Annotated in this window: 22 protein-coding genes; 13 read left to right on the top strand and 9 right to left on the bottom strand. The window is 71.3% G+C overall.

Annotated elements, in window-relative coordinates; all coding sequences use genetic code 11:
• Positions 1 to 93: 93 nt before the first annotated feature.
• Positions 94 to 669, bottom strand: a complete 576-nt coding sequence (locus tag ISU07_RS24960; protein WP_194708774.1) for a HEAT repeat domain-containing protein — start codon at positions 667 to 669, stop codon at positions 94 to 96.
• 34 nt (positions 670 to 703) lie between these two features.
• Between ISU07_RS24960 and ISU07_RS20895 the strand changes: the two genes are divergently transcribed.
• Entirely contained in the window at positions 704 to 1,513 is an 810-nt protein-coding gene (locus ISU07_RS20895; RefSeq protein WP_194708773.1) for an aminoglycoside adenylyltransferase domain-containing protein, read from the top strand.
• Positions 1,514 to 1,522: 9 nt separating this feature from the next.
• Positions 1,523 to 3,184 carry a phospho-sugar mutase gene (locus ISU07_RS20890; protein WP_194708772.1) on the top strand — a complete coding sequence of 554 codons (1,662 nt, stop codon included), beginning with the start codon at positions 1,523 to 1,525 and terminating at the stop codon, positions 3,182 to 3,184.
• Positions 3,185 to 3,928: 744 nt separating this feature from the next.
• On the opposite strand, the gene ISU07_RS20885 is transcribed toward ISU07_RS20890, so the two are convergent.
• Positions 3,929 to 4,531 carry a hypothetical protein gene (locus ISU07_RS20885; RefSeq protein ID WP_194708771.1) on the bottom strand — a complete coding sequence of 201 codons (603 nt, stop codon included), beginning with the start codon at positions 4,529 to 4,531 and terminating at the stop codon, positions 3,929 to 3,931.
• Positions 4,532 to 4,626: 95 nt separating this feature from the next.
• On the opposite strand from ISU07_RS20885, the gene deoC reads away from it, so the two are divergent.
• The 6 genes from deoC (at position 4,627) to ISU07_RS20855 (ending at position 9,874) form a co-directional block, all read left to right on the top strand.
• Positions 4,627 to 5,577 (top strand): deoxyribose-phosphate aldolase, encoded by a 951-nt coding sequence (gene deoC, locus ISU07_RS20880; protein WP_228522312.1) that lies wholly within the window; start codon positions 4,627 to 4,629, stop codon positions 5,575 to 5,577.
• A 6-nt stretch (positions 5,578 to 5,583) separates the two neighbouring features.
• Positions 5,584 to 7,041, top strand: coding sequence for an aldehyde dehydrogenase family protein (locus tag ISU07_RS20875; RefSeq protein WP_194708769.1), 1,458 nt, complete (start codon positions 5,584 to 5,586; stop codon positions 7,039 to 7,041).
• On the top strand, positions 7,038 to 7,916 hold the full coding sequence (locus ISU07_RS20870) for an aldehyde dehydrogenase family protein (RefSeq protein ID WP_194708768.1): 879 nt from the start codon (positions 7,038 to 7,040) through the stop codon (positions 7,914 to 7,916). Before ISU07_RS20875 ends, ISU07_RS20870 begins: the two co-directional genes overlap by 4 nt.
• Before the next feature lie 69 nt (positions 7,917 to 7,985).
• Positions 7,986 to 8,600 (top strand): ATP-binding protein, encoded by a 615-nt coding sequence (locus ISU07_RS20865; protein ID WP_194708767.1) that lies wholly within the window; start codon positions 7,986 to 7,988, stop codon positions 8,598 to 8,600.
• Positions 8,593 to 9,213 carry a hypothetical protein gene (locus tag ISU07_RS20860; RefSeq protein ID WP_194708766.1) on the top strand — a complete coding sequence of 207 codons (621 nt, stop codon included), beginning with the start codon at positions 8,593 to 8,595 and terminating at the stop codon, positions 9,211 to 9,213. The genes ISU07_RS20865 and ISU07_RS20860 overlap by 8 nt, the downstream gene beginning before the upstream one ends.
• Before the next feature lie 40 nt (positions 9,214 to 9,253).
• On the top strand, positions 9,254 to 9,874 hold the full coding sequence (locus ISU07_RS20855; protein WP_228522338.1) for a hemerythrin domain-containing protein: 621 nt from the start codon (positions 9,254 to 9,256) through the stop codon (positions 9,872 to 9,874).
• Here the strand turns inward: ISU07_RS20855 and ISU07_RS20850 are convergent.
• Positions 9,871 to 10,968, bottom strand: coding sequence for an adenosine deaminase (locus ISU07_RS20850; RefSeq protein ID WP_194708764.1), 1,098 nt, complete (start codon positions 10,966 to 10,968; stop codon positions 9,871 to 9,873). The genes ISU07_RS20855 and ISU07_RS20850 overlap by 4 nt on opposite strands.
• A gap of 35 nt (positions 10,969 to 11,003) precedes the next feature.
• Between ISU07_RS20850 and ISU07_RS20845 the strand changes: the two genes are divergently transcribed.
• Positions 11,004 to 11,459, top strand: coding sequence for a MaoC family dehydratase (locus tag ISU07_RS20845; RefSeq protein ID WP_194708763.1), 456 nt, complete (start codon positions 11,004 to 11,006; stop codon positions 11,457 to 11,459).
• Here the strand turns inward: ISU07_RS20845 and ISU07_RS20840 are convergent.
• Both ISU07_RS20840 and ISU07_RS20835 read right to left on the bottom strand, forming a co-directional pair.
• Positions 11,456 to 12,742, bottom strand: a complete 1,287-nt coding sequence (locus ISU07_RS20840; protein WP_194708762.1) for a thymidine phosphorylase — start codon at positions 12,740 to 12,742, stop codon at positions 11,456 to 11,458. The two genes, ISU07_RS20845 and ISU07_RS20840, sit on opposite strands and share 4 nt — an antisense overlap.
• The gene (locus ISU07_RS20835) at positions 12,739 to 13,152 is read right to left on the bottom strand and encodes a cytidine deaminase (protein WP_194708761.1); all 414 of its coding nucleotides are present in this window, start codon (positions 13,150 to 13,152) and stop codon (positions 12,739 to 12,741) included. Before ISU07_RS20835 ends, ISU07_RS20840 begins: the two co-directional genes overlap by 4 nt.
• A 213-nt stretch (positions 13,153 to 13,365) precedes the next feature.
• Between ISU07_RS20835 and ISU07_RS20830 the strand changes: the two genes are divergently transcribed.
• From ISU07_RS20830 to ISU07_RS20815, 4 genes are all read left to right on the top strand, one after another.
• Positions 13,366 to 14,454, top strand: a complete 1,089-nt coding sequence (locus ISU07_RS20830; RefSeq protein WP_194708760.1) for a BMP family lipoprotein — start codon at positions 13,366 to 13,368, stop codon at positions 14,452 to 14,454.
• A gap of 86 nt (positions 14,455 to 14,540) precedes the next feature.
• Positions 14,541 to 16,055: an ABC transporter ATP-binding protein gene (locus tag ISU07_RS20825; RefSeq protein WP_194708759.1), complete on the top strand. Its 1,515-nt coding sequence runs from the start codon at positions 14,541 to 14,543 to the stop codon at positions 16,053 to 16,055.
• Positions 16,052 to 17,323: an ABC transporter permease gene (locus ISU07_RS20820; RefSeq protein WP_194708758.1), complete on the top strand. Its 1,272-nt coding sequence runs from the start codon at positions 16,052 to 16,054 to the stop codon at positions 17,321 to 17,323. The genes ISU07_RS20825 and ISU07_RS20820 overlap by 4 nt, the downstream gene beginning before the upstream one ends.
• The gene (locus tag ISU07_RS20815; RefSeq protein WP_194708757.1) at positions 17,320 to 18,624 is read left to right on the top strand and encodes an ABC transporter permease; all 1,305 of its coding nucleotides are present in this window, start codon (positions 17,320 to 17,322) and stop codon (positions 18,622 to 18,624) included. Before ISU07_RS20820 ends, ISU07_RS20815 begins: the two co-directional genes overlap by 4 nt.
• A 42-nt stretch (positions 18,625 to 18,666) precedes the next feature.
• Here the strand turns inward: ISU07_RS20815 and ISU07_RS20810 are convergent, their stop codons facing one another.
• The 4 genes from ISU07_RS20810 to ISU07_RS20795 are packed head-to-tail and all read right to left on the bottom strand — an operon-like array spanning position 18,667 to position 24,687.
• On the bottom strand, positions 18,667 to 19,845 hold the full coding sequence (locus ISU07_RS20810) for an amidohydrolase (protein WP_194708756.1): 1,179 nt from the start codon (positions 19,843 to 19,845) through the stop codon (positions 18,667 to 18,669).
• Between the two features lie 12 nt (positions 19,846 to 19,857).
• Positions 19,858 to 20,838 carry a methylmalonyl Co-A mutase-associated GTPase MeaB gene (gene meaB / locus ISU07_RS20805; protein WP_194708755.1) on the bottom strand — a complete coding sequence of 327 codons (981 nt, stop codon included), beginning with the start codon at positions 20,836 to 20,838 and terminating at the stop codon, positions 19,858 to 19,860.
• Positions 20,831 to 22,996, bottom strand: a complete 2,166-nt coding sequence (scpA, locus tag ISU07_RS20800; RefSeq protein WP_194708754.1) for a methylmalonyl-CoA mutase — start codon at positions 22,994 to 22,996, stop codon at positions 20,831 to 20,833. The genes meaB and scpA overlap by 8 nt, the downstream gene beginning before the upstream one ends.
• A complete protein-coding gene (locus ISU07_RS20795; RefSeq protein ID WP_194708753.1) occupies positions 22,993 to 24,687 on the bottom strand; it encodes a methylmalonyl-CoA mutase family protein in 1,695 nt (564 codons plus the stop codon). Before ISU07_RS20795 ends, scpA begins: the two co-directional genes overlap by 4 nt.

Below are 24,687 nucleotides of genomic sequence, written 5' to 3'. Positions count from 1 at the left end.
GAGCAGGCAGCCCCTACTCGGTAACCCACGACCATTTGTGAGTGAGGCCCCGACCCGCAACCCCGTCTGCGCGACCGGGTCACGCCATACCGTCTAGTCCAGCGCCACGTCGAGGTCGAGTCGCCGGGCGAGCTGGCTGAGCGAGCGGGCCGCTTGGCGGCGTACCTGCGCCTCCTCGTCCTCCAGCAAGCTGCGCACGACGTCGACGTGCTCGGTGTCGCCGACCGCACCGAGCGTGCGCAGCGCCTGCACCCGCACGCGCGGGAGCTCGCCCTCGACGGCCAGGACCGCCGCGCGCGGGCCGGCCTCGCCGAGCTCGCGCTTGGTCGAGACCTTCAGGCACATCTCGGCCGGCCGCCAGTGCTCGTCGTCCAGCCCTGCGACGACGGCGGTCGCGGCGGAGTCGTGCCAGACGTACAGCAGGCCTCGCGCGCCCCACGTGCGCACCCAGTAGTCCTTCCACTGCGACGGGTAGAACTTCGGTGAGGTCTCGTCGAAGACGACGCCGGTGAGGTAGGGCATGGCGTCCGGGTGGTCGTTGCGATCGGCGCCCTCGAGGAGCTCGACGCACAGGTCGACCGTCGCCCGCTCGCCGAGGTGGCCGGCGAGCTCGAGCACCAGCTCACCCACCGGCGCCTCGAGGTCGCGCGGGAGCGGGAGGTCGGTCACGGAGCCGAGCATGGCACCGCCTACCGTCAGTCGGATGACCGCGACCGTCTGGACGCCGTACGCCGACCTCGACGACCTGATGGCCGAGCTCGTGGGCCACTGGGAGCGGATCCTCGGCGACGACCTGGCCGGCGGCTGGATCCAGGGCTCCTTCGCGCTCGGCGCGGGCGACCAGGAGAGCGACTGCGACTGGATCGCGGCCACCCACGGCCCGCTCACCGACGAGCAGGTCGCGGCGCTCCGTGAGGTGCACGACGAGATCCCCACGCGCGACGGTCACTGGCCGCACGACATCGAGGGCTCGTACGCGCCCATCGACGAGCTGGCCTCGGTGCGGCACCTGGGCGCGACGTGGCTCTTCAACGACCACGGCCACCGCACCCTGGAGTGGGACGACCACTGCAACCGCGTCTACACCCGCTGGATCCTGCGTGAGCACGGCATCACCCTGGTCGGTCCCGAACCGCGCTCGTTCATGGAGCCGGTGCCCGAGGACCTGCTGCGCCAGGAGTCGGCCGCCGCGCTGCCCACGTTGCTCGACGACCTGGCCGGCTGGATCGACCTGGACGCGATCTCCTGGGCGCAGCGCTACGCCGTGGTCACCGCCTGCCGCACCCTCTACACGCTCGCCAACGCCGCGGTGGCCAGCAAGGCCGGCGCGCTGGAGTGGGCGCAGCGCTCGCTGGACCCGCGGTGGCGGCCGCTGCTGGCCCAGGTACGTGACGAGCGGATCCGTGGGTGGGAGCCGGACCGCCCGCCGTCGCCCGAGGAGGCCGCCGCCGCGCGGGCGTTCGTCGGGTACGCCGTGGAGTGGGCTCGTGCTCATCCATCTGCGCGGCACTAGCCTGCGCGCATGAGTGACTCGCTGGACGCCCTGCTCGCGCGCGCCGAGGGGTGGGCGGCCCAGGACCCGGACCCGTTCACCAAGGCCGAGCTCGAGGCGCTCATCTCGGCGCGCGACGAGGCCGAGCTCGCGGACCGGTTCGACGGGACGCTCGAGTTCGGGACCGCCGGGCTGCGCGGCGCGCTCGGCGCCGGGTCCAACCGGATGAACCGCGTGGTGGTCACCCGCGCGGCCGCCGGCCTCGCGGCGTACCTGAAGGACCCTTCGACAAGCTCAGGACAGGTTCGCGCAACCGCGGGCGCCGCCGTCGTGATCGGGTACGACGCGCGGCACAACTCCGACGTCTTCGCCCGTGACACCGCTGAGGTGATGACCGGCGCCGGGCTGCGCGCGCTGGTGATGCCGCGGCCGCTGCCCACCCCCCTGCTGGCGTTCGCGATCCGCGAGCTCGGCTGCGTGGCCGGCGTGATGGTGACCGCGAGCCACAACCCTCCGCAGGACAACGGGTACAAGGTGTACCTCGGTGACGGCAGCCAGATCGTGCCGCCCGCCGACGCCGAGATCGCGGCCCGCATCGCCGCCGTACCGGCCCTCGACGAGATCCCGCGAGGTGACGGCGGCAGGATCCTGGACGAGGACATCGTCGACCGGTACCTCGACACCGTCGCCGGCCTGGCCGGCGACGGGCCGCGGGACTTGCGGACCGTGTACACCCCTTTGCACGGTGTGGGAGGTACGTCGGTGCTCCAGGTGCTGGAGACCGCCGGCTTCGAGGCGCCGTCGGTCGTCGAGCAGCAGGAGGAGCCGGACCCCGAGTTCCCGACCGTCGCGTTCCCGAACCCGGAGGAGCCGGGGGCCATGGACCTCGCCATGGCGCTGGCCGAGGCCAACCACGTGGATCTGGTCGTGGCCAACGACCCGGACGCCGACCGGTGCGCGGCCGCCGTACCCAGCCCGCACGGCTGGCGGATGCTGCGCGGCGACGAGGTCGGCGCCCTGCTCGGGCACCACCTGCTGCACCAGGGCAAGAAGGGCACCTACGCCTGCTCGATCGTCTCCTCGTCGCTGCTCGGCAAGATGGCGGCCGAGCACGGGCAGCCGTACGCCGAGACGCTGACCGGCTTCAAGTGGATCAGCCGCGTGCCCGACCTGGCGTTCGGGTACGAGGAGGCGCTCGGGTACTGCGTCGACCCCGAGCACGTGAAGGACAAGGACGGCGTCTCCGCGCTGCTCCTGCTGTGCGAGATGGCGGCGGCCGAGAAGGCCCGCGGCCGCACGCTCGTCGACGTCCTCGACCACATCGCCGAGCACCACGGGCTGCACGCCACCGACCAGCTGTCGGTCCGCGTCTCCGACCTCACGCTGATCGCACAGGCGATGGAGCGGCTGCGCGACCACCCGCCCACGTCCCTGGGCGGGTTGGCCGTCGAGACGGCCGAGGACCTGTCACTCGGGTCCGAGTCGCTGCCGCCGACCGACGGCCTGCGGTACCGGCTGGCCGAGGGCGCCCGCGTCGTCGTCCGCCCCTCGGGCACCGAGCCGAAGCTGAAGGCCTACCTCGAGGTCGTCATCCCCGTGCACCCCGACGACGGCGTCGACGCCGCCCGCATCTCCGCCGCCGGCCGCCTGGACGCCATCAAGGCCGACGTCCGCCACGCCCTCGGCATCTGACGTACCGCTGGTCGAGGAGGGACGAAGTCCCGTCACGAGACCCCGCAACCCATCCGCCGACATCCCACCGGGTCTCGTGACAGGCGCCACGGCGCCTTCCTCGACCAGCAGACCCTCAGCCGACCACGAACCCGCCGGCCGAGGAGGGACGAAGTCCCGTCACGAGACCCCGCAACCCCATCCGCCGACATCCCACCGGGTCTCGTGACAGGCGCCAGGGCGCCTTCCTCGACCAGCAAAAAGCAGCGAGCACGAACCCGCCGGTCGAGGAGGGACGAAGTCCCGTCACGAGACCCCGCAACCCATCCGCCGACATCCCACCGGGTCTCGTGACAGGCGCCAGGGCGCCTTCCTCGACCAGCGAAAAGCAGCCGATCACGAACCCGCCGGCCGAGGAGGGACGAAGTCCCGTCACGAGACCCCGCAACCCATCCGCCGACATCCCACCGGGTCTCGTGACAGGCGCCAGGGCGCCTTCCTCGACCAGCAAAAAGCAGCCGATCACGAACCCGCCGGCCGAGGAGGGACGAAGTCCCGTCACGAGACCCCGCAACCCATCCGCCGACATCCCGGCGGGTCTCGTGACAGGCGCCAGGGCGCCTTCCTCGACCAGCGAAAAGCAGCCGAGCACGAACCCGCTGGTCGAGGAGGGACGAAGTCCCGTCACGAGACCCCGCAACGCATCCGCCGACATCCCGGCGGGTCGCGCGACAGGCGCCAGGGCGCCTTCCTCGACCGGCGTGTTCAGCCGAGAGCGAGGGCGAGGACCAGGCCGATGGCGGTGACCGCGAGGCCGGCGAGCTCGAGGAGCGCCCAGGTACGTCGAGCCGGCGGCGGGTCGCCGCCGGCGAGGCGGCGGCGGGCGCCGTCGGCCAGGTCGAGGATCCGGTCCCGCACGTACTCCTGGTAGGTGAACGTCTTCTCCCCACCGCGCTCGGTCTTGGGACGGATCGTCCGCATGAACGAGTGGCCGATGGCCGGCGAGACGTAGCGCTTCTCGTCGACGCGGACGGCCAGCACCTGGCGGACGGCGACCTCGTCGACGGCCGCCAGCGGGATGTGGTGGGTGTCGAGCATGTTGCGCAGGACGAGCTCGTCCTTCTCGACACGTACGGCGGGCCGCAGCAGCGCGGCGTACGAGAGGATCGCGGCGAACGCCGCCCCCCAGGCGACCGGTGCCTCGAAACCGCGTTCCCCGTCGAACGCGGCGTACACCATGGTGGCCACGGCGAGGCCGACGGCCAGGATGCCCATGATCCGGCCACTGGTGGGCGGGAACTTCTCGACGTACCCCGCCTCGGCGTTGCCCTGGCTCGACCCGTTGGTCCGGCCCGCATCCCGGTTCATCGCTCGCCCTCCTCGGAAAACTGCTGATTCCGCCGCGGTCGTCCGCCAACCCTATGCTTGACCGGGTGACGAGCTCGCCCACCATCGATAACCATTTGGCATCGGCTGGGGGCGCCGATTTCGCAGACATCACGCGGAACGACGACACCCTGCGCCGGTTCCTGCACGGACTCCCCGGCGTCGACCAGGTCGGCGCGGAGGCTCGTGCCGCCTCGCTCGGGACTCGTTCCATCAAGACCACGGCCAAGGCCTGGGCCATCGACCTGGCGATCCGGATGGTCGACCTGACCACCCTGGAGGGCCAGGACACCCCCGGCAAGGTCCGGGCGCTGTCCGCCAAGGCCATGCACCCCGACCCGGCCGACCCGACCTGCCCGGCGACGGCCGCCGTCTGCGTCTACCCCGACATGGTCGCCGTCGCGAAGCAGACCCTCGGCACCAGCGGCGTCCACGTCGCCGCGGTGGCGACGGCGTTCCCGAGCGGTCGCGCCGCCCTCGACATCAAGCTCGCCGACACCGAGGACGCCGTGCAGGCGGGCGCCGACGAGATCGACATGGTCATCGACCGCGGCGCGTTCCTGTCGGGCCGCTACAAGCAGGTGTACGACGAGATCGTCGCGGTCCGCGAGGCCTGCGGCCCGGCGCACCTCAAGGTCATCTTCGAGACCGGCGAGCTGCAGACCTACGACAACGTCCGTCGCGCGTCCTGGCTGGCGATGATGGCCGGTGGCCACTTCATCAAGACCTCGACCGGCAAGGTCCAGCCCGCGGCCACGCTGCCGGTGACGCTGGTGATGCTCGAGGCCGTCCGCGACTTCCGCGAGCAGACCGGGCAGCAGATCGGCGTCAAGCCGGCCGGCGGCATCAAGACCACCAAGGACGCCATCAAGTACCTCGTGATGGTCAACGAGATCGCCGGCGACGACTGGCTGGACCCCGACTGGTTCCGCTTCGGCGCCTCCACGCTGCTCAACGACCTGCTCATGCAGCGCACCAAGCTCACGACCGGCGTCTACTCCGGTCCCGACTACTTCACCCTGGACTGATTCGCCATGGCAGCCAAGAAGACCAGCACCGCGTTCGAGTACGCCCCGGCGCCCGAGTCCCGGGCGATCGTCGACATCAAGCCGTCGTACGGCCTGTTCGTCAACGGCGAGTTCGTGGACGGGCACGGCAAGTCGTTCAAGACGATCTCGCCGAGCACCGAGGAGGTGCTGGCCGAGATCGCCGAGGCCGACGAGGCCGACGTCGACAACGCCGTGAAGGCCGCCCGTCGCGCCTACACGCGGGTGTGGGGCCGGATGCCCGGCAGCGAGCGCGCGAAGTACCTCTTCCGGATCGCGCGGATCATCCAGGAGCGCGGCCGCGAGCTGGCCGTGCTCGAGTCCATCGACAACGGCAAGCCGATCAAGGAGACGCGCGACGTCGACATCCCGATCGTCGCCGCGCACTTCTTCTACTACGCCGGCTGGGCGGACAAGCTCGAGTACTCCGGCTACGGCTCGACGCCGCTGGGAGTGGCGGGCCAGGTCATCCCCTGGAACTTCCCGCTGCTCATGCTGGCCTGGAAGATCGCGCCCGCCCTCGCCTGCGGCAACACGGTCGTGCTCAAGCCCGCCGAGACCACGCCGCTGACCGCGCTGCTGTTCGCCGAGATCTGCCAGCAGGCCGACCTGCCGCCGGGCGTCGTCAACATCATCACCGGCGCCGGCGCGACCGGCCAGGCCCTGGTCGGCCACCCGGACGTCGACAAGGTGGCGTTCACCGGCTCCACCGCGGTCGGCAAGGCGATCGCGAAGGCGGTCGCGGGAAGCCACAAGAAGGTCACCCTCGAGCTGGGCGGCAAGGCGGCCAACATCGTCTTCGACGACGCGCCGCTCGACCAGGCCGTCGAGGGCATCGTCAACGGCATCTTCTTCAACCAGGGCCACGTCTGCTGCGCCGGCTCGCGGCTGCTGGTGCAGGAGTCCGTGGCCGACGACGTGCTGGCCCGGCTGAAGAGGCGGATGGCCACCCTGCGCGTGGGCGACCCGCTCGACAAGAACACCGACATCGGCGCCATCAACTCCGCCGAGCAGCTGGCGAAGATCCGCGAGCTGTCCGACATCGGCGAGGCCGAGGGCGCCGGCCGCTGGTCGCCGCCGTGCGAGCTGCCCAAGCACGGCTTCTGGTTCCCGCCGACGGTCTTCACCAACGTCACGCAGGCCCACCGGATCGCCCGTGAGGAGATCTTCGGCCCGGTCCTGTCGGTGCTGACGTTCCGCACGCCCGCCGAGGCGGTCGAGAAGGCCAACAACACGCCGTACGGACTCAGCGCCGGCGTCTGGACCGACAAGGGCTCGCGGATCCTGCACATGGCCAACAAGCTCCGCGCCGGCGTGGTGTGGGCGAACACGTTCAACAAGTTCGACCCGACCAGCCCGTTCGGCGGCTACAAGGAGTCCGGCTACGGCCGCGAGGGCGGCCGCCACGGCCTCGCGGCATACCTGAAGGGTGGTGTCGAGCAGTGAGCCCCACAGCCAGGGTCGACGTCCGGAAGACCTACAAGCTCTACGTCGGCGGGCAGTTCCCCCGGTCGGAGTCCGGCCACAGCTACGTGGTGGACGACGCCCGGGGCAAGTTCGTGGCCAACGCCGCGCTGGCGTCCCGCAAGGACGCCCGCGACGCCGTCCAGGCCGCCCGCGCGGCGTTCGGCGGCTGGAGCGGCAAGACCGCCTACAACCGCTCCCAGATCCTCTACCGCGTCGCCGAGGTGATGGAGGACCGTCGCCCGCAGTTCGTCGAGGCGCTGCGGCAGTCCGAGGGGCTGACGCCGACCCAGGCCGGCAAGGCGCTGGACACCAGCATCGACCGGCTCGTCTGGTACGCCGGCTGGGCCGACAAGATCACCCAGGTGACCGGCAACGCCAACCCCGTCGCCGGACCGTTCTTCAACATCTCGACCCCGGAGCCGACCGGTGTCGTGGCCGTGGTCGCGCCGCAGCAGTCCTCACTGCTGGGGCTGATCTCCGTCGTCGCGCCGGTGGTCGTCACCGGCAACACCGCGATCGTGCTGGCCTCGCCCGAGCGTCCGCTCCCGGCAGTGACGTTCTCGGAGGTGCTGGCCACCTCCGACATGCCCGGCGGCGTGGTGAACATCCTCACCGGCAAGCTGTCCAACACCGCCCCGACACTCGCGGCGCACATGGACGTCAACGGCCTCGACCTCACCGGGTACGCCGGGGACGCCGAGCAGTCCCGCCTGCTGGAGGAGGCGGCGGCCGACAACCTCAAGCGCGTCCTGCGCGCCCCCGACACCGAGCCCGACTGGTCCCTGGACCCCGGCCTCGAGCGGATGACCACGTTCCTGGAGACCAAGACCGTCTGGCACCCGATCGGCGTCTGAGGAGCGCGCAGCGGGCCCTCCGTGCCTGCCCGGATATGCGCCGCCCGGGACCGGTGGGAGGATGACCAGGTGCGTGCGCGGATGATCGTGCTGGCCGGCCCTTCGGGAGCCGGCAAGTCCCGTCTCGCCGAACGTCTCGGGCTCCCCGTGCTGACTCTCGACGACTTCTACAAGTCGGAGGGCGACCCGACGCTGCCGCTGATCACGACCGGCGCCAATGCCGGGCTGGTCGACTGGGACCACCCCGACTCCTGGCTGCCCGACGACGCGCTGGAGGCGATCGAGCAGCTGTGCTCCGACGGCAGGACCGAGGTGCCGGACTACGACATCGGCCTGAGCCAACGGCGCGGCAGCCATGTGGTCGAGCTCGGCGGCAGCCGCTACTTCGTCGCCGAGGGCATCTTCGCGCAGGAGGTCGTGCGTCCCGCGCGCGAGCGTGGGCAGCTCGCCGCGGCGTACTGCGTCCGCCAGCACCGGGTGGTCACCTTCTGGCGGCGGCTGACCCGCGACCTCCGCGAGCAGCGCAAGCCGCCCCTCGTCGCGGTCCGCCGCGGTCTCGCGCTGATGCGCGACCAGAAGCGCGTGGTCGAGCACGCCGTCGCCCTGGGCTGCGAGCCCGTCTCCCCCGACCAGGCGTACGCCGCGGTGTCCGCCCTGGTGACGCACACCTCGGCCGATGCCTGACGACCTGGCCGCCCAGCCCTGGGACCTGTTCGTCCAGCCGGACCAGCGGACCTGCGGTCCCACGGCGCTGGTGGTGGCCCGGATGCTCGGCGACCCGGCGTACGCCGCGTACGTCGAGGGCGGCAGCGACCTCACCCACGCCCGTACCGTGGCCGGAGACGCCCGGCTCAAGGAGCGGTTCCGTGCCGAGACGATGGCGATGCACGCCCGGGTGACCGGCCTCGCCGACATCAGCGGGCACGCACAGATCCCGTGGCCGAAGGCGTTCGGCACCCCGCCCTGGGCGGTCGCCCGTCAGCTCTCGGCGACCCCCGCCGCCGACGGCTCGGTCGCGCCGTACTCCTGGCACGTCGCCCGCACGGACCTGACCGCGGGCTTCGAGCGACTGCTGGAGGCGGGCGACGCCCACCGCGTGTCCTCGATCTTCATCGGCAGCACCTGGGTGCCGCGCCACGTCGTGCTGGTCGTGGACCGTACGTCGGCCGGGACGGTGCGCGTGTTCGACCCGGCCCGTGGTCGGCTCAGCGAGCTCGCCCGCCCGGCGTTCACGGGGAGGAAGGTCGGCATCGCCGGCTGGGACGTCCCGTGGTTCGTCGTGACGCCGGATGCGTGACGCTCCGGGGCTGAACGCCTAAGGTGCGCGGGTGGCCACCATGAGCATGAACAAGGCGATCCATGCGGCGTTCCGTCGCGACCTCGACCGGTTCCTCTCCGCGCTGGGCCGGTTCACCGACGGCGACGCTCGTCGAGCCGAGGAGCTCGGACGAGCCTGGGACAACTTCGACTTCCAGCTCACCAAGCACCACGAGGGCGAGCACGAGATCGCCTGGCCGGCGCTGGCCCGGGTCGGCGTCACCCAGCAGACGATCGACCAGATGGACGCCGAGCACGAGGTGATGGCCGAGCGGCTGGCAGCAGCCCGCGGCGCGATGACGGCCCTGCGTGCCGCACCGACGGCCGCCAACGCGCAGACCGCGGCCACCGCGATGGGCGAGCTCAAGACCGTGACCGAGGAGCACCTCGACCACGAGGAGCGCGAGATCGAGCCGGTGTACCTCGCCAAGCAGGACGACCCGGTCGTCAAGGAGATGGGCAAGAAGTTCGCGCGGGTCGGCCCGAAGGAGGGCGGCGAGTTCTTCGCCTGGATGCTCGACGGTGGCGACCCCGCCGCCCATGCCACGTTGAAGGGTGAGGTGCCCGGACCGGTGCTGACGATCCTGAAGAACGTCTTCGGGCGGGGGTACACCAAGAACGTCGCGCCCGTCTGGCGCTAGACGGCGCCGAGCTCGGCGTACCCCGGCTTGATGATGTCGTCGATGATCGCCAGCCGCTCGTCGAACGGCAGGAACGCCGACTTCATCGCGTTGATCGTGAACCAGCGCAGGTCCTCGAGGGTGTAGCCGAAGGCGTCGACCAGCGCGTTCATCTCGTTGCTCATCGAGGTCTGGCTCATCAGCCGGTTGTCGGTGTTCACGGTGACCCGGAACCGCAGCCGGGTCAGCAGGCCGATCGGGTGCTCGGCGATCGACGCGGCGGCGCCGGTCTGGATGTTGGAGTGCGGGCACATCTCCAGCGGGATGCGCATGTCGCGCACGTACGCCGCGAGGCGGCCCAGCTCCACGCGGTCACCGTCCACGGTCACGTCGTCGATGATGCGCACGCCGTGGCCCAGCCGGTCCGCACCGCACCACTGAATGGCCTGCCAGATGGACGGGAGCCCGAAGGCCTCGCCGGCGTGGATCGTGAAGTGGGAGTTCTCCCTTTGGAGGTACTCGAACGCGTCGAGGTGCCGGGTGGGCGGGTACCCCGCCTCGGCGCCGGCGATGTCGAACCCGGCCACCCCGCGGTCTCGCCAGGCGACCGACAGCTCGGCGATCTCGCGGGAGCGGGCCTGGTGCCGCATGGCGGTCAGCAGCTGGCGCACCACGATCCGTCCGCCGGCCTGCTGCATGCCCTCGTCGAACCCGCGCTGGACGGCCGAGACCACCTCGTCGAGGGCCAGGCCGCCGGTGACGTGCTGCTCGGGGGCGTAGCGCACCTCGGCGTACACCACCCCGTCCTCGGCCAGGTCCTCCACGCACTCGCGCGCGACCCGCGTGAGGTCGTCGGGACGCTGCATGACCGCGACGGTGTGGTCGAACGTCTCGAGGTATCGCACCAGGGAGCCCGAGTCCGCCGACTCCGCGAACCAGCGACCCAGCGAGTCCGCGTCGTCCGCGGGCAGCCCGTGGCCGATCTCGCGCGCGATCTCCAGGACCGTCTGTGGCCGCAGCCCGCCGTCGAGGTGGTCGTGCAAGAGCGCCTTGGGCGCCTGCTTGACCTGCTCGGCGGAGGGACGGGGTGCGTCGACGTCGCGGACCACGGACATGCGGAGGATCCTGTCAGACCGGCTAAGTTCGCCCGGTGCGCACCTTCACCACGCTCGAGGACCTGACCGCCGCCGTCGGCGAGGACCTCGGCACCAGCGACTGGCTGACGATCGAGCAGGAGCGCGTCGACCAGTTCGCCGAGGCCACCGGCGACCACCAGTGGATCCACGTCGACGTCGAGCGCGCGAAGGCCGGCCCGTTCGGCGGCACCATCGCCCACGGGTACCTCACGCTCTCGCTCGTCCCGATGTTGGGCGCCCAGGTCTTCAGCCTCGAGACACCCGGGGCGAAGCTCAACTACGGCGTCAACAAGGTCCGCTTCCCCGCCCCCGTCCCCGTGGGTTCCCGGGTGAGGGCCCACGCGAAGCTGGTGGACGTCGCCGAGGTACCCGCCGGGCGCCAGGCGACCTTCGGCTGGACCATCGAGGTCGAGGGCGCCCCCAAGCCCGGCTGCGTGGCCGAGACGGTCGTCCTCCTGCTGGGCGGTTAGCCCACCCGGTCGAGCAGCACCGGCGTCGGCTCGTACGACGCCCCGTCGGCCGACACGTCGTACCCGCCCTCCAGCGACTCGAGCGCCCGCTCGAACCGCTCGGGCTCGTCGGTGTGCAGGGTGAACAGCGGCTGACCCTCGGCCACCGCGTCGCCGGGCCGCGCGTGCCACACGACGCCGGCGCCGGCCTGGACCGGATCCTCCTTGCGGGCCCGACCGGCACCGAGGCGCCAGGCGGCCATGCCGACCGCCATCGCGTCCAGCCGGGTGAGGATCCCCGACGAGGGGGCGTTCACCACGTGCGTCTCGCGCGCGGTCGGCAGCGCGGCGTCGGGGTCGCCTCCTTGGGCGCTGATCATCCGCTTCCAGGCGTCCATGGCCGACCCGTCGGCGAGCCTGTCGGCCGGGTCCACGTCCCCGCGGCCCGCTCCGGCGAGCATCTCCCGCGCCAGGGCCAGGGTCAGCTCGACCACGTCGGCGGGGCCGCCACCCTCCAGGACCTCGACGGACTCGGCCACCTCGATCGCGTTCCCCGCGGTGAGCCCGAGGGGCGTCTCCATGTCGGTGAGCAGGGCGACCGTGTGCACGCCCGCATCGGTGCCCAGCGCGACCATCGTCTCGGCGAGCTCGCGGGCCTTGTCGAGGGACTTCATGAACGCCCCGGAGCCGACCTTCACGTCCAGCACCAGCGCGCCCGTGCCCTCGGCGATCTTCTTGGACATGATCGAGCTGGCGATCAGCGGGATCGCCTCGACCGTGCCCGTCACGTCGCGGAGCGCGTAGAGCTTCTTGTCCGCCGGTGCCAGGCCGTCGCCCGCGGCGCAGATCACGGCCCCGACCGACTCCAGCTGGTCGACCATCTCCTGGTTGGACAGCGCCGCGCGCCACCCGGGCACCGACTCGAGCTTGTCGAGGGTGCCTCCCGTGTGCCCGAGCCCGCGGCCCGAGAGCTGCGGCACGGCGACCCCGCACGCGGCGACCAGGGGCGCCAGCGGCAGGGTGATCTTGTCCCCGACCCCACCGGTGGAGTGCTTGTCGGCGGTCGGTCTGGACAGGTGGGAGAAGTCCATCCGCTCCCCCGACGCGATCATCGCGGCGGTCCAGCGGGAGATCTCGCCGCGGTTCATGCCGTTCAGCAGGATCGCCATCGCCAGCGAGGACATCTGCTCGTCGGCCACCTCGCCGCGGGTGTAGGCGTCCACCACCCAGTCGATCTGGCTGTCGCTGAGCTCACCGTGGTCGCGCTTGGCGATGATCACCTCGACGGCGTCGTGCTTGCTCACGCTGGGGTCCCCTTCCGGGCGTCCGTGACATGTCTCAGGTCGTCGGGCCCGAAGGCCTGGGGTAGCACCTCGTCCATGGTCCGCTCCCCGAGCGGCGTCATCAGGACCAGCGACTTCCCGCCGTGCTCGTACAGCAGCTGGCGGCAGCGACCACAGGGCATGATCACCTCACCCAGCCCGTTCACGCACACGAAGTGGGTCAGCCGGCCCCCTCCGGTGGCGTGCAGCTGGCTCACCACACCGCACTCGGCGCACAGCACGACGCCGTACGCCGCGTTCTCAACATTGCACCCAACCACCGTGCGGCCGTCGTCAACCATTGCCGCAGCGCCCACGGGGAAGCCGCTGTACGGTGCGTACGCGCGCTCGGCGATGGCGACCGCCTCGGCCGTGAGTTTCTCCCAGTCCATAGCGGGTTAACCTATGCCCCCCGCCCGGCCCGCAAAGATCGCGAGTGGATAACCCTTGGCGTTGCGGACTTCCTCCGTGGGGCGGGACAAGGCACCATTCGCACGTACAACGCTCAGCCCGGTTCCCGTGACGGGTGCTGAGCACACTTACCTGGAGGCATTGTGATCAAAACGAGGAGAGCCGTCGCGAGCGGCATCACCGCCCTTGTGACCATGGCGGCGCTCGCCGCCTGTGGAGACGCTCCTGACAGCTCGTCCCCGGACGCTGGGGGCACGACCGGTGGCGGCGAGACCACCGCGGCCGCCAGCGACTACCTGCCCTGCATCGTCTCTGACGCCGGCGGCTTCGACGACAAGTCGTTCAACCAGCTCAGCTACGAGGGCGTGAAGCAGGCTGCCGACGAGCTCGGCATCGAGTTCAAGGCGGTGGAGTCCAACAGCGAGAACGACTACGCGCCGAACCTCGAGAGCCTGGTCTCCGAGGGTTGCAACACCATCGTGACCGTGGGCTTCGCGCTCGCCGCCGCGACCAAGGAGTCCGCGAAGGCCAACCCGGACATCGAGTACGTCCTGATCGACGACGCCGCCGACGGTGGCGACGACGGCCAGACGTTCGACGGCAAGGCCGACGAGCCGAACATCAAGCCGCTGCTCTACGACACCGCCCAGGCGGCGTTCCTGGCCGGCTACGCGGCTGCCGACTACACCAAGACCGGCGTCGTGGGCACCTACGGCGGCCAGCCGTACCCGACCGTGACGATCTTCATGGACGGCTTCAAGCAGGGCGTCGACTACTACGCCAAGGAGAAGGGCAAAGACGTCAAGGTCGTCGGCTGGAACGGCAAGGACGGCTCGTTCACCGGTGGCTTCGAGGCCAACGAGACGGCCACCAACACCGCCCGTCAGCTCCTCGACCAGGACGTCGACGTGATCCTCCCGGTCGGTGGCCCGATCTACCAGGGCGCGCTGACCGCCATCGAGGACTCCGGCAAGGACGTCGCGCTCATCGGTGTGGACGCCGACTTCTTCGAGACCGACCCGACCACGCAGGACGTCGTGCTCACCTCGATCCTGAAGAACATGAAGGTCTCGACCTACGAGGCGATCAAGTCCGCCGCCAGCGGTGGCGACTTCGACTTCACCCCGTACATCGGCACCCTCGAGAACGACGGCGTGGGCATCGCCCCGTTCCACAACTTCGAGGACAAGGTCAACCCCGACCTGCAGGGCGAGCTGGACACCGTGAAGGCCGGCATCATCGACGGCTCGATCCCGGTGAAGTCCTACCTGTCGGGTTCGTGAGCAAGCAGTAGTTCCTCGTTCGGGGGAGGTCGGGTCGTCCCGGCCTCCCCCGTTCCACATCCCGCCGATCACTAGGATGCGAGCCCATGAGGCTGGAGCTGCGTGACATCACCAAGCGCTTCGGGACGCTGGTCGCCAACAACCGGATCTCGCTGACCGTGGAGCCGGGCGAGATCCACGCCCTGCTGGGCGAGAACGGCGCCGGGAAGAGCACGTTGATGAACGTGCTGTACGGCCTCTACCGCGCCGACGAGGGCGAGATCCTCCTCAATGACCAGGTCCAGCACTTCACCGGTCCCGGCGACGCGATCGCGGCCGGCATCGGCATGGTGCACCAGCACTTCATGCTGATCCCCGTCTTCACGGTCGCCGAGAACGTCATGCTCGGCAACGAGGCCACCGGCTTCGCCGGCTCGCTGGACCTCGACGCGGCCCGCAAGCGGGTCGAGGAGATCTCCCAGCAGTTCGGCTTCCACGTGAACCCGGACTCCGTCATCGAGACCCTGCCGGTCGGCGTGCAGCAGCGCGTCGAGATCATCAAGGCGCTCTCGCGCGACGCCGAGGTGCTCGTGTTCGACGAGCCGACCGCCGTGCTGACGCCGCAGGAGACCGACGAGCTGATGGGCACCATGCGCCAGCTCAAGGAGGCCGGGAAGGCCATCGTCTTCATCACCCACAAGCTGCGCGAGGTACGTGCGGTCGCCGACAAGATCACCGTGATCCGTCTCGGCAAGGTCGTCGGCGAGGCGTCCCCCACCGCGAGCAACCAGGAGCTGGCCGCCATGATGGTCGGCCGGCCGGTCGAGCTGACCGTCCGGAAGGGCCCGCCGAAGCTGGGCGAGGAGGGGCTGGTCGTCCAGGACCTCCGGGTCATCGACGCCCTCGGCCACGTGCACGTCGACGACCTGAGCTTCAGCATCAAGCGTGGCGAGGTGCTGGCCGTGGCGGGGGTGCAGGGCAACGGTCAGACCGAGCTCACCGAGGCCCTGCTCGGTCTGCAGACCCACGTCACCGGCTCGATCAAGCTCGACGGCCACGAGCTCGTGGGGCGGTCGGTGCGCAAGATCCTCGACGCGGGCGTCGGCTTCATCCCCGAGGACCGCCAGGAGGACGGCCTGGTCGGCAACATGTCGATCGCCGAGAACCTCATGCTCAACCGCAGCTTCGGCGAGCCGTTCGTGAAGAACGGCAACCTCCAGCTCGGCAAGCTCGACGAGTTCGCGCAGCAGAAGCTCAAGGAGTACGACGTCCGCGCCCCCGGCATCTCCACGCACGCCGACAACCTGTCCGGAGGCAACCAGCAGAAGGTCGTGGTGGCCCGGGAGCTCTCCCGCGACCTGCGGCTGCTGGTCGCGGCCCAGCCGACCCGCGGCGTGGACGTGGGCTCGATCGAGTTCATCCACAAGCAGATCATCGCCACCCGCGACTCCGGCGTGCCCGTCATCGTGGTCTCGACCGAGCTCGACGAGGTGGTGGCGCTGGCCGACCGGATCATGGTGCTCTACCGCGGACGCATCGTCGGGATCGTGCCACCCGACACCCCGCGCGACGTGCTCGGCCTGATGATGACCGGTGAGCGTCCGGAAGGAGCCGTGGCATGACCACCCCGACCGATGAGCCGAACCCGACCGGTCACACCCCTGGCCCGACGGTCAAGGAGCCGCCGGCCAAGGCGCCGGTCAGCAAGGACGACGACCGCTGGAACGCCGCGTTCCGCAGCATCGTCGCGGGCAACGCCGCCGTGGCGTTCTTCTCGGTGCTGCTGGCCGTCCTGGTGGGCTCGCTGCTGATCATGTTCACCGACGACCGGGTGCGGGAGACGTTCGGCTACGTCACCGCCCGGCCCGGCGACTTCTTCTCCGCCTCCTGGGACGCCATCTGGGGCGCGTACACGGCGCTGTTCCGCGGAGCCGTCTTCAACCCCGGTCGCGAGGGTGGTCCTGCGCTCGACTTCGCCACCCAGATCCGGCCGCTGACCGAGACGCTGAAGTTCGCAGGACCGCTGATCGCGGCGGGTCTCGGCGTCGGCCTGGCCTTCCGGGCCGCGCTGTTCAACATCGGTGGCCGCGGCCAGATGCTGCTGGCCGGCGCCGCCTCGGGCTGGGTGGCCTACCAGTTCGAGCTGCCCTGGCCGATCCACCTGACCCTCGCGATCGTGGCCGGGATGCTGGCGGCGGCCCTCTGGGGCGGCCTGGTCGGCTTCCTCAAGGCACGCACCGGCGCACACGAGGTGATCTTGACGATCATGCTCAACTACGTCGCCTACTACCTGGTGTTCTTCGCGCTCTCGGAGCAGAGCCTGCTCCAGGCTCCCAACACCGTGAACCCGAAGTCGCTGCCGGCGCACGAGTCCGCGACCTTGCCCAAGCTGCTCGGCGACCGCTTCAACCTGCACCTCGGCTTCCTGCTGGCGTTGGTCGCCGTCGCGGTCGTCTGGTGGATCCTGAACCGCTCGTCGCTGGGCTTCCGGATCCGTGCGGTCGGTGCGAACCCCGCCGCCGCCCGCAGCTCCGGCATCGACGTCGGCCGCACCTACACCGTGGTGATGATGATCTCCGGTGCGCTGGTCGGTCTGGCCGGCGTCAACCAGGTGCTCGGCACCGTCACCAGCGGCGTCACCACCGACCTCGACGCCGGCATCGGCTTCGACGCGATCACCGTCGCCCTGCTCGGCAGGTCGAAACCGATCGGCATCATGTTCGCCGGGTTGCTCTTCGGGGCGTTCAAGGCCGGTGGCTTCGCGATGCAGGCCTCCGAGAACATCCCCGTCGACATCGTGCTCGTCGTGCAGTCGCTGATCGTGCTGTTCATCGCGGCACCCGCCCTGGTCCGCGCCATCTTCCGCCTGCCTGCGAGGGAGGCCGCATGAGCCACGCAGCGACGCCCGCCACCACGCCGCCGCCGCCCGAGCAGGAGATCGTGCTGCGCGAGGTGCACGTGGTCGACCGCAAGGCGGCGGTCATCTTCTCGGTGCTGACCGTCGGCCTGGCCATCACGCTGCTGTTCGGCGCCCAGGACGGCGACACGTCGTTCCGGCTGGCCGCCCCGGACGACTTCGTGCAGCTGCCCACCGTCACCGTCCCCTCGACCGTCACCGCCTGGGTCCTGATCCTGGTGTGCGCCCTCTGCGCCGGCCTGTCCGGCTGGTGGGTCACCCAGAAGCGCAACACCCCGATGTGGCTGGTCGTGGTCTTCGCCGTCGCCTGGATGACGGCCTTCCTCACCTGGGCGGCCGCCGGCGGCTCGATCCCCGTCGTCGGCCTCCTCGGAGGCGCGCTCGCCCTCGCCGTACCCCTCGTCTTCGGCGCCCTCGGCGGCGTCCTCGGCGAACGGTCCGGTGTGGTCAACATCGCCATCGACGGCCAGCTGCTCTTCGGGGCGTTCGCCGCCGCGATGCTGGGCTCGCTCACCGGGTCGACGTGGGTGGGGCTGATCGCGGCGATGGCCGCCGGCCTGCTGGTCGCGGCGGTGCTCGGCCTGTTCGCGATCAACTACCTGGTCGACCAGGTGATCGTCGGCGTGGTGCTCAACGTGCTGATCATCGGCATCACCAGCTTCATGTTCAGCCAGGTGCTCGCGCCGAACGCCGCCACGCTCAACGACCCGCCGCGCTTCGCCCGGCTCCCCATCCCGCTCCTGGGCGACATCCCGCTCATCGGGCCGATCTTCTTCCGGCAGACCCCGGTCGTGTACCTCCTGTACGTCACCGTCGCCCTGGTCACCTGGGCGCTGTGGCGCACCCGGTGGGGCCTGCGGGTCCGTGCGGTCGGCGAGCACCCGAAGGCCGCCGACACCGTGGGCATCAAGGTCAACCGCACCCGCTACCGCACCGTCCTGCTGGCCGGCGCGATCGTGGGCATGGGTGGCGCGTTCTACACGCTGGTGTCGGTGCCGCAGTTCAACCGCGAGATGACCGGCGGCGCCGGCTACATCGCGCTGGCGGCGGTCATCTTCGGCAAGTGGGACCCGATCCGGGCCACCCTGGCGGCGCTGCTCTTCGGCTTCGCCTCGAACCTCCAGGGTGTCCTCTCGGTCATCGGCTCCCCCGTGCCGAGCCAGTTCATGTTGATGCTCCCGTACGTCGTCACCGTCTTCGCCGTGGCCGGCCTCGTGGGCCGCTCACGCGCCCCTGCGGCCGACGGCGTGCCCTACAGCGTCGACGGGCACTAGCGACCGGCGCGGTCAACCGGAGAAATCTGAAACGGCCGGCGCTCAGGCGAGCGTGTCGAGGGCGACGGTGGCGAGAACACGGGCGGCAACGAGAGCGGCACCCTCGTCGACGCGCAGGTTGCCCTGGTGCAGGTCGTACGTCGGGCCACCCGGCGTGCGCGTACCGAGGCGGCCCATGGAGCCGGGGATGGCGTCGAGGAACCAGGCGAAGTCCTCCCCGCCCAGGCTCTGCGTCGTGCTGACGCGCCCCTCGACGCCGACCACGTGCTCGACGGCGCCGGCCAGGAGGGCGGTCGCGGCATGGTCGTTGACGACCGGCGGGACGCCGCGGCGGTAGTCCACCTCGGCCTTCACGCCGTACGGCGCCACGATGTCGTCGATGAACTCACGCACGAGGCGCTCGGCGTGGGACCAGGCGACCGCGTCGAGCATCCGGACCGTGCCGCCGACCACGCCGGCCGCCGGGATCACGTTGGGGGCGACGCCGGCGCGGACCATGCCCCACACCACGCTGACGCCCGCACGGGGGTCGAGGCGGCGGGACAGCACGGCCGGCAGCTCGGTGATCAGCTTGCCGAGCGCGAAGGTGAGGTCCTCGGTCAGGTGCGGGCGGGAGGTGTGCCCGCCGCTGCCGGTCAGACGTACCTCGAGCTGGTCGGCTGCGCCGGTGATGGGGCCCTCGCGGACACCGATCTGGCCGAGGTCGAGGGTCGGGTCGCAGTGCAGGCAGTAGATCCGCTCGACGCCGACCAGGACGTCCTGCTCGAGGAGCGCCGTGGCGCCTCCGGGCATGACCTCCTCGGCCGGCTGGAACAGCAGCCGTACGCCGCCGGGCAGCAGCCCCGCGCGGTGCAGCTCGGCCAGCGCGAGCCCCGCGCCGACCAGGCCGGCCGTGTGCACGTCGTGGCCGCACGCGTGGGCCACGCCGGGCCGGGTGCTGACCCACGGGTCGGTGGTCAGGTCGTCGACCGGGAGCGCGTCGAGGTCGGCGCGCAGCGCCACCCGCGGCGGCTCGTCGCCGACGTCGACGACCAGTCCGGTCTGCAGGAGGCGGCGTACCGAGAGGCCCGCGGCCTCCAGCCGGGTGGCCACCGCGTCGGTGGTGCGCTGCTCGTGCCAGGAGAGCTCGGGGTTGGCGTGCAGGTCGCGGCGCAGCTCGAGAAGCTCGGTCCGGTGCGCCTCGACCGCGGCATCGATCAGGTCGTGCGCGGGAGTCGTCATGTCCGGGCCAGGTTACCGGTCGAAGGCCTCGAGGATGCGATCGGCGGCGGCAGTGGGAGCCAGGTCACCGGAGCGCACCGCCTCCCGTACCTCGGCCCTGATGGCCGCCACCTCCGGCGACCTCCGCAGCCGCTGCTCGAGCTCGTCGCGGACCAGCGCCCAGGTGAACTCGAGCCGCTGCTCGGCCCGCTTGGCGGCCAGCCCCTCCTCCCCGAGCGACGCCTGGTGGGCGAGCACCTGCTCCCAGACGGCCTCGACTCCTTCGCCGGTCAGCGCGGAGCAGGTCACCACGGGCGTCGTCCACACGCGAGGCCCCTTGCCGTGCACCAGCCGCAGCGCCCCGGCGAGCTCGCGCGCCGCGGTCCGCGCCTCCTGCTGACGGTCGCCGTCGGCCTTGTTGACCGCGATGACGTCGGCCAGCTCGAGGATGCCCTTCTTGATGCCCTGGAGCTGGTCGCCGGTGCGCGCCAGCGTCAGGAACAGGAACGTGTCGACCATCCCGGCCACGGTCACCTCGGACTGCCCGACGCCGACGGTCTCGACCAGCACCACGTCGTACCCGGCCGCCTCCAGCACCAGCATCGCCTGGCTGGTGGCCCGAGCCACGCCGCCGAGCGTCCCGGCCGTGGGGCTCGGGCGGATGTACGCCGCCGGGTCGGCCGCCAGCGCGCCCATCCGCGTCTTGTCGCCGAGGACCGAGCCACCGGTGCGGGTGCTGCTCGGGTCGACGGCGAGCACGCCGACCCGGTGGCCCTCCGCGGTCAGCCGGGTGCCGAGCGCCTCGATGAACGTGGACTTGCCGACGCCCGGGACGCCGGAGATGCCGACCCGGACGGCCGGCTCACGAGCCGGTCCGGCCTCGAGGCCGGCCAGCAAGTCACGAGCCTCGGCGCGGTGCGAGGACCGACTGGACTCCACCAGCGTGATCGCCTGGGACACCGCTGCCCGGCGACCGGCCAGCACCCCCTCGACGAGGGCGGGTACGTCAGACATCGAGCTGGGCGCGCAGCTGAGTGAGCAAGCCGAGCGCCGACTCTGCGATCACCGTGCCGGGCAGGAAGACCGCGGCCGCGCCCATCTCCTGGAGCGTCGGTACGTCGTCAGGCGGGATCACCCCGCCGACCACGACCATGATGTCGGGCCGGCCGAGGTCCGCCAGCGCACGCTTGAGGGCCGGCAGCAGGGTGAGGTGTCCCGCGGCCAGCGAGCTGACGCCGACGAGGTGCACGTCGTTGTCGACGGCCTGCTGGGCGACCTCCTCCGGCGTGCTGAACAGCGGACCCACGTCGACGTCGAAGCCCATGTCGGCGAAGGCGCTGACGACGACCTTCTGGCCACGGTCGTGGCCGTCCTGGCCCATCTTGGCGACCAGGATCCGCGGACGCCGGCCCTCGGCCTGCTCGAACTCCTCGGTCGCCGCGAGCACCTCACCGACGAGCCCGTCGCCCGAGCTGCCGGCCTCGTCCCTGAACACTCCCGAGATCGTACGGATCACGGCCCGGTGCCGCCCCCACACCTTCTCCAAGGCATCGGAGATCTCGCCGACGGTGGCCTTGTTGCGGGCCGCGTCGACGGCCAGGGCGAGCAGGTTGTCCGACCCCTCGGCGGCCGACGTGAGTGCGCTGAGCGACCGCCGTACGGCGTCGTCGTCGCGCTCGGCGCGCAGCCGCTCGAGCTTGGCGACCTGCTGGCGGTACACGTCGTCGTTGTCGACGCGGAGGATGTCGAGCTGGTCCTCCTGCTCGAGGCGGTAGGTGTTGACGCCGATGACCTTCTGCGCCCCCGAGTCGATGCGTGCCTGGGTGCGAGCCGCCGCCTCCTCGATGCGCAGCTTGGGGATGCCCTGCTCGATCGCCGCCGCCATCCCGCCCGCCTGCTCGGCCTCCTGGATGTGGGCCCAGGCCCGCTCGGCGAGGTCGTGGGTCAGCCGCTCGACGTAGTAGCTGCCGCCCCACGGGTCGATGGTCGCGGTCGTGCCGGACTCCTGCTGGAGCAGCAGCTGGGTGTTGCGCGCGATCCGCGCGGAGAAGTCCGTCGGCAGGGCGATGGCCTCGTCGAGGGCGTTGGTGTGCAGCGACTGGGTGTGGCCCTGGGTCGCGGCCATAGCCTCGATGCAGGTCCGGCCGACGTTGTTGAACACGTCCTGCGCGGTCAGCGACCAGCCGCTGGTCTGGCAGTGGGTGCGCAGTGAGAGCGACTTGGGGTTCTGCGGGTCGAACTGGCTCACCAGGCGGGCCCACAGCGCGCGGGCCGCGCGGAGCTTGGCGACCTCCATGAAGAAGTTCATGCCGATCGCCCAGAAGAAGCTCAGTCGCGGCGCGAACTTGTCGATGTCGATGCCCGCGTCGAGGCCGGCGCGCAGGTACTCCACGCCGTCGGCGAGCGTGTACGCCAGCTCGAGGTCGGCGGTCGCCCCGGCCTCCTGCATGTGGTAGCCGGAGATCGAGATCGAGTTGAACCGCGGCATGTGCTCGGCGGTGAACGCGAAGATGTCGGACACGATCCGCATGCTCGGCGCCGGCGGGTAGATGTAGGTGTTGCGGACCATGAACTCCTTGAGGATGTCGTTCTGGATGGTCCCGCTGAGCTGCTCCGGCTTCACCCCCTGCTCCTCGGCCGCGGCGATGTAGAGCGCGAGCACGGGCAGCACGGCGCCGTTCATCGTCATGCTCACGCTCATCTGGTCGAGCGGGATGCCGTCGAAGAGCGTGCGCATGTCGTAGATCGAGTCGATCGCGACGCCGGCCATGCCGACGTCGCCGCGCACCCGCGGGTGGTCGGAGTCGTAGCCCCGGTGGGTCGCGAGGTCGAAGGCGACGCTGAGGCCCTTCTGGCCGGCCGCCAGGTTGCGCCGGTAGAAGGCGTTGGATTCCTCGGCGGTCGAGAAGCCGGCGTACTGGCGGATCGTCCAGGGCTGGGTGGTGTACATCGTCGGGTACGGGCCACGCAGGAACGGGCTCAGTCCCGGCCAGGTCGCCAGCGCGTCCAGCCCCTCGAGGTGCTCGGGACCGTAGACCGGCAGGATCTCGATGCCCTCCGGGCTCTGCCACCCGTTGCCGCTGGTCGGGGACGGCGTGCCAGCGCCTCGTGACGGGCCTTGACGGCCCTCCTCGACCAGCGGGATGTCGGCGAAGCTCTCCGGGAGGCTCATGCGAGCACCTCCCTCGTCCGGGTGAGGAACGCGACCGCGTCGACACCGAGGGAGCACGAGTCGTCGGCCCAGTCCCGCGCCTGGCCGGCGACGACGACCCGCTTCGCCCCGGCCTCGCGGAGCGCGGCCGCGGTCTCGGCCCCCGACTCGTCGTAGGCCGCGTCGGTCCCGGCGACGCAGACGACCGGCTGGCCGGCGTACTCGCCCGTCTCGACCGCGACCCCGCCCGCCGCGAGCAGGTTGGTCGCGAACATCGCCCGCGCGGTGTGGGCGGCGACCGGACCCAGGGTGGCCAGGAAGACGGCCGCAGGGGCGGGCTCGTCGCGGAGCGCCTCGAACGCGGCGCCGTAGTGACGGACGTCGTCCGGCTCGCCGTCGCGCTGGGGCAGGGTCTCGGCGAGGTTCGGGTACTCCGACAGGCCCGTGATCGGGCGCCTGCGCGTGGCCACCTGGCGGTCGCGCTCGGCAACGGTGCCCGCGACGGCGTCATCGAGGGACGCACCCTTCTCCAGTGCCTGGAGGAACGTCCATCCCGCCTCCGCGAGGTCGTGCGTGAGCCTCTCCACGGCCCAGGCCCCACCGGCCGGATCGGTGACGGCGCCGACGTGCGACTCCTGCAGCAGCAGCGCCATCTGGTTGCGGGCGGTCCGGCGTCCCAGGGCGTCGGGCCGGCCCAGCGGCCGGTCGAACGGCTGCACGGTGACGGCGTCGGCGCCGCCGACCGTCGCGGCGAACGCGGCGACGGTCGTGCGCACCATGTTCACCCAGGGTTCGTACCTGCTCATCATGGGCCGGCTGGTGAGGGCGTGCTGCCGCTGCTGGGCCGGCGCCGCCGCGCACACCTGGAGCACACGGGCCCAGAGCAGGCGGGCAGCGCGCAACTTGGCGATGGTGAGGAACTGCTCGTCGGTGGCGGCGTACCGGAACTCGAGGAGAGGCGCCGCCACGTCGACCTCGATGCCCGCGCCCTCGAGGACGCGCAGCACGCGGACCGCCGCGAGCACGGACCAGCCGAGCTCCTGGACCTCGGAGGCACCGCGGTCGTGCACGGCGGACGCGTCCACCACGACCGCGGCCACTCCGGCGTCCAGCGCGAGCCGGGCCACCGCGACCAGGTCGTCGTCGGCGGCGTCGGCGGGGGCGCCGAGGTTGGTGCCGGGGGCGGGCGTGGTGTCGCCGAGGTGGTCGAGCAGCCCCCGTGCCGTGGCGACCGGGTCGCCCGCAGGCTCGAGGACGACGGGCGCCAGGTCGAGGAGCACACCGTCGAGCAGGGCGGCGATGTCGGTGCCCGGGCCCGCGTGCAGCCAGAGCGAGGTGGCTCCGCCCTCGAGGTCGGCCAGCAGCTCACGGTTGAGCACGGCCGGGTCGTCTCCGCGCACCTCCACGCGCAGGTCGCGTCCGCCCGGTGCCACCGGACGAGTCCCGAGGTCCAGGGACTCGGTGAGCTCCGGCGTGCCGAGCGGGCTGACGGCGATCCCGTCGAGGGTCGTCCGCGTGAGCTTGTCCCACACCGTGCTGTCCGGGTCCGCCTCGCCGAGCCGGCGCGACTTGTGGAGCACGGCCGCCGCGGCCCGCTCCCAGTCGGCACGCGTCGCGGCCGGGCCGTCGAGCTCGAGGGCGAGCGTGCCCTGGGGAGGCTCGAGCTCCTCGGGCTCGGCCAGGCCGCCGTCGACGGGGTCCTGCGCGGTCAT

It is taken from the genome of Nocardioides islandensis (genome assembly GCF_015352455.1).
Lineage (GTDB): Bacteria > Actinomycetota > Actinomycetes > Propionibacteriales > Nocardioidaceae > Nocardioides > Nocardioides islandensis.
This window is presented reverse-complemented; position numbering and strand designations above follow the sequence as displayed.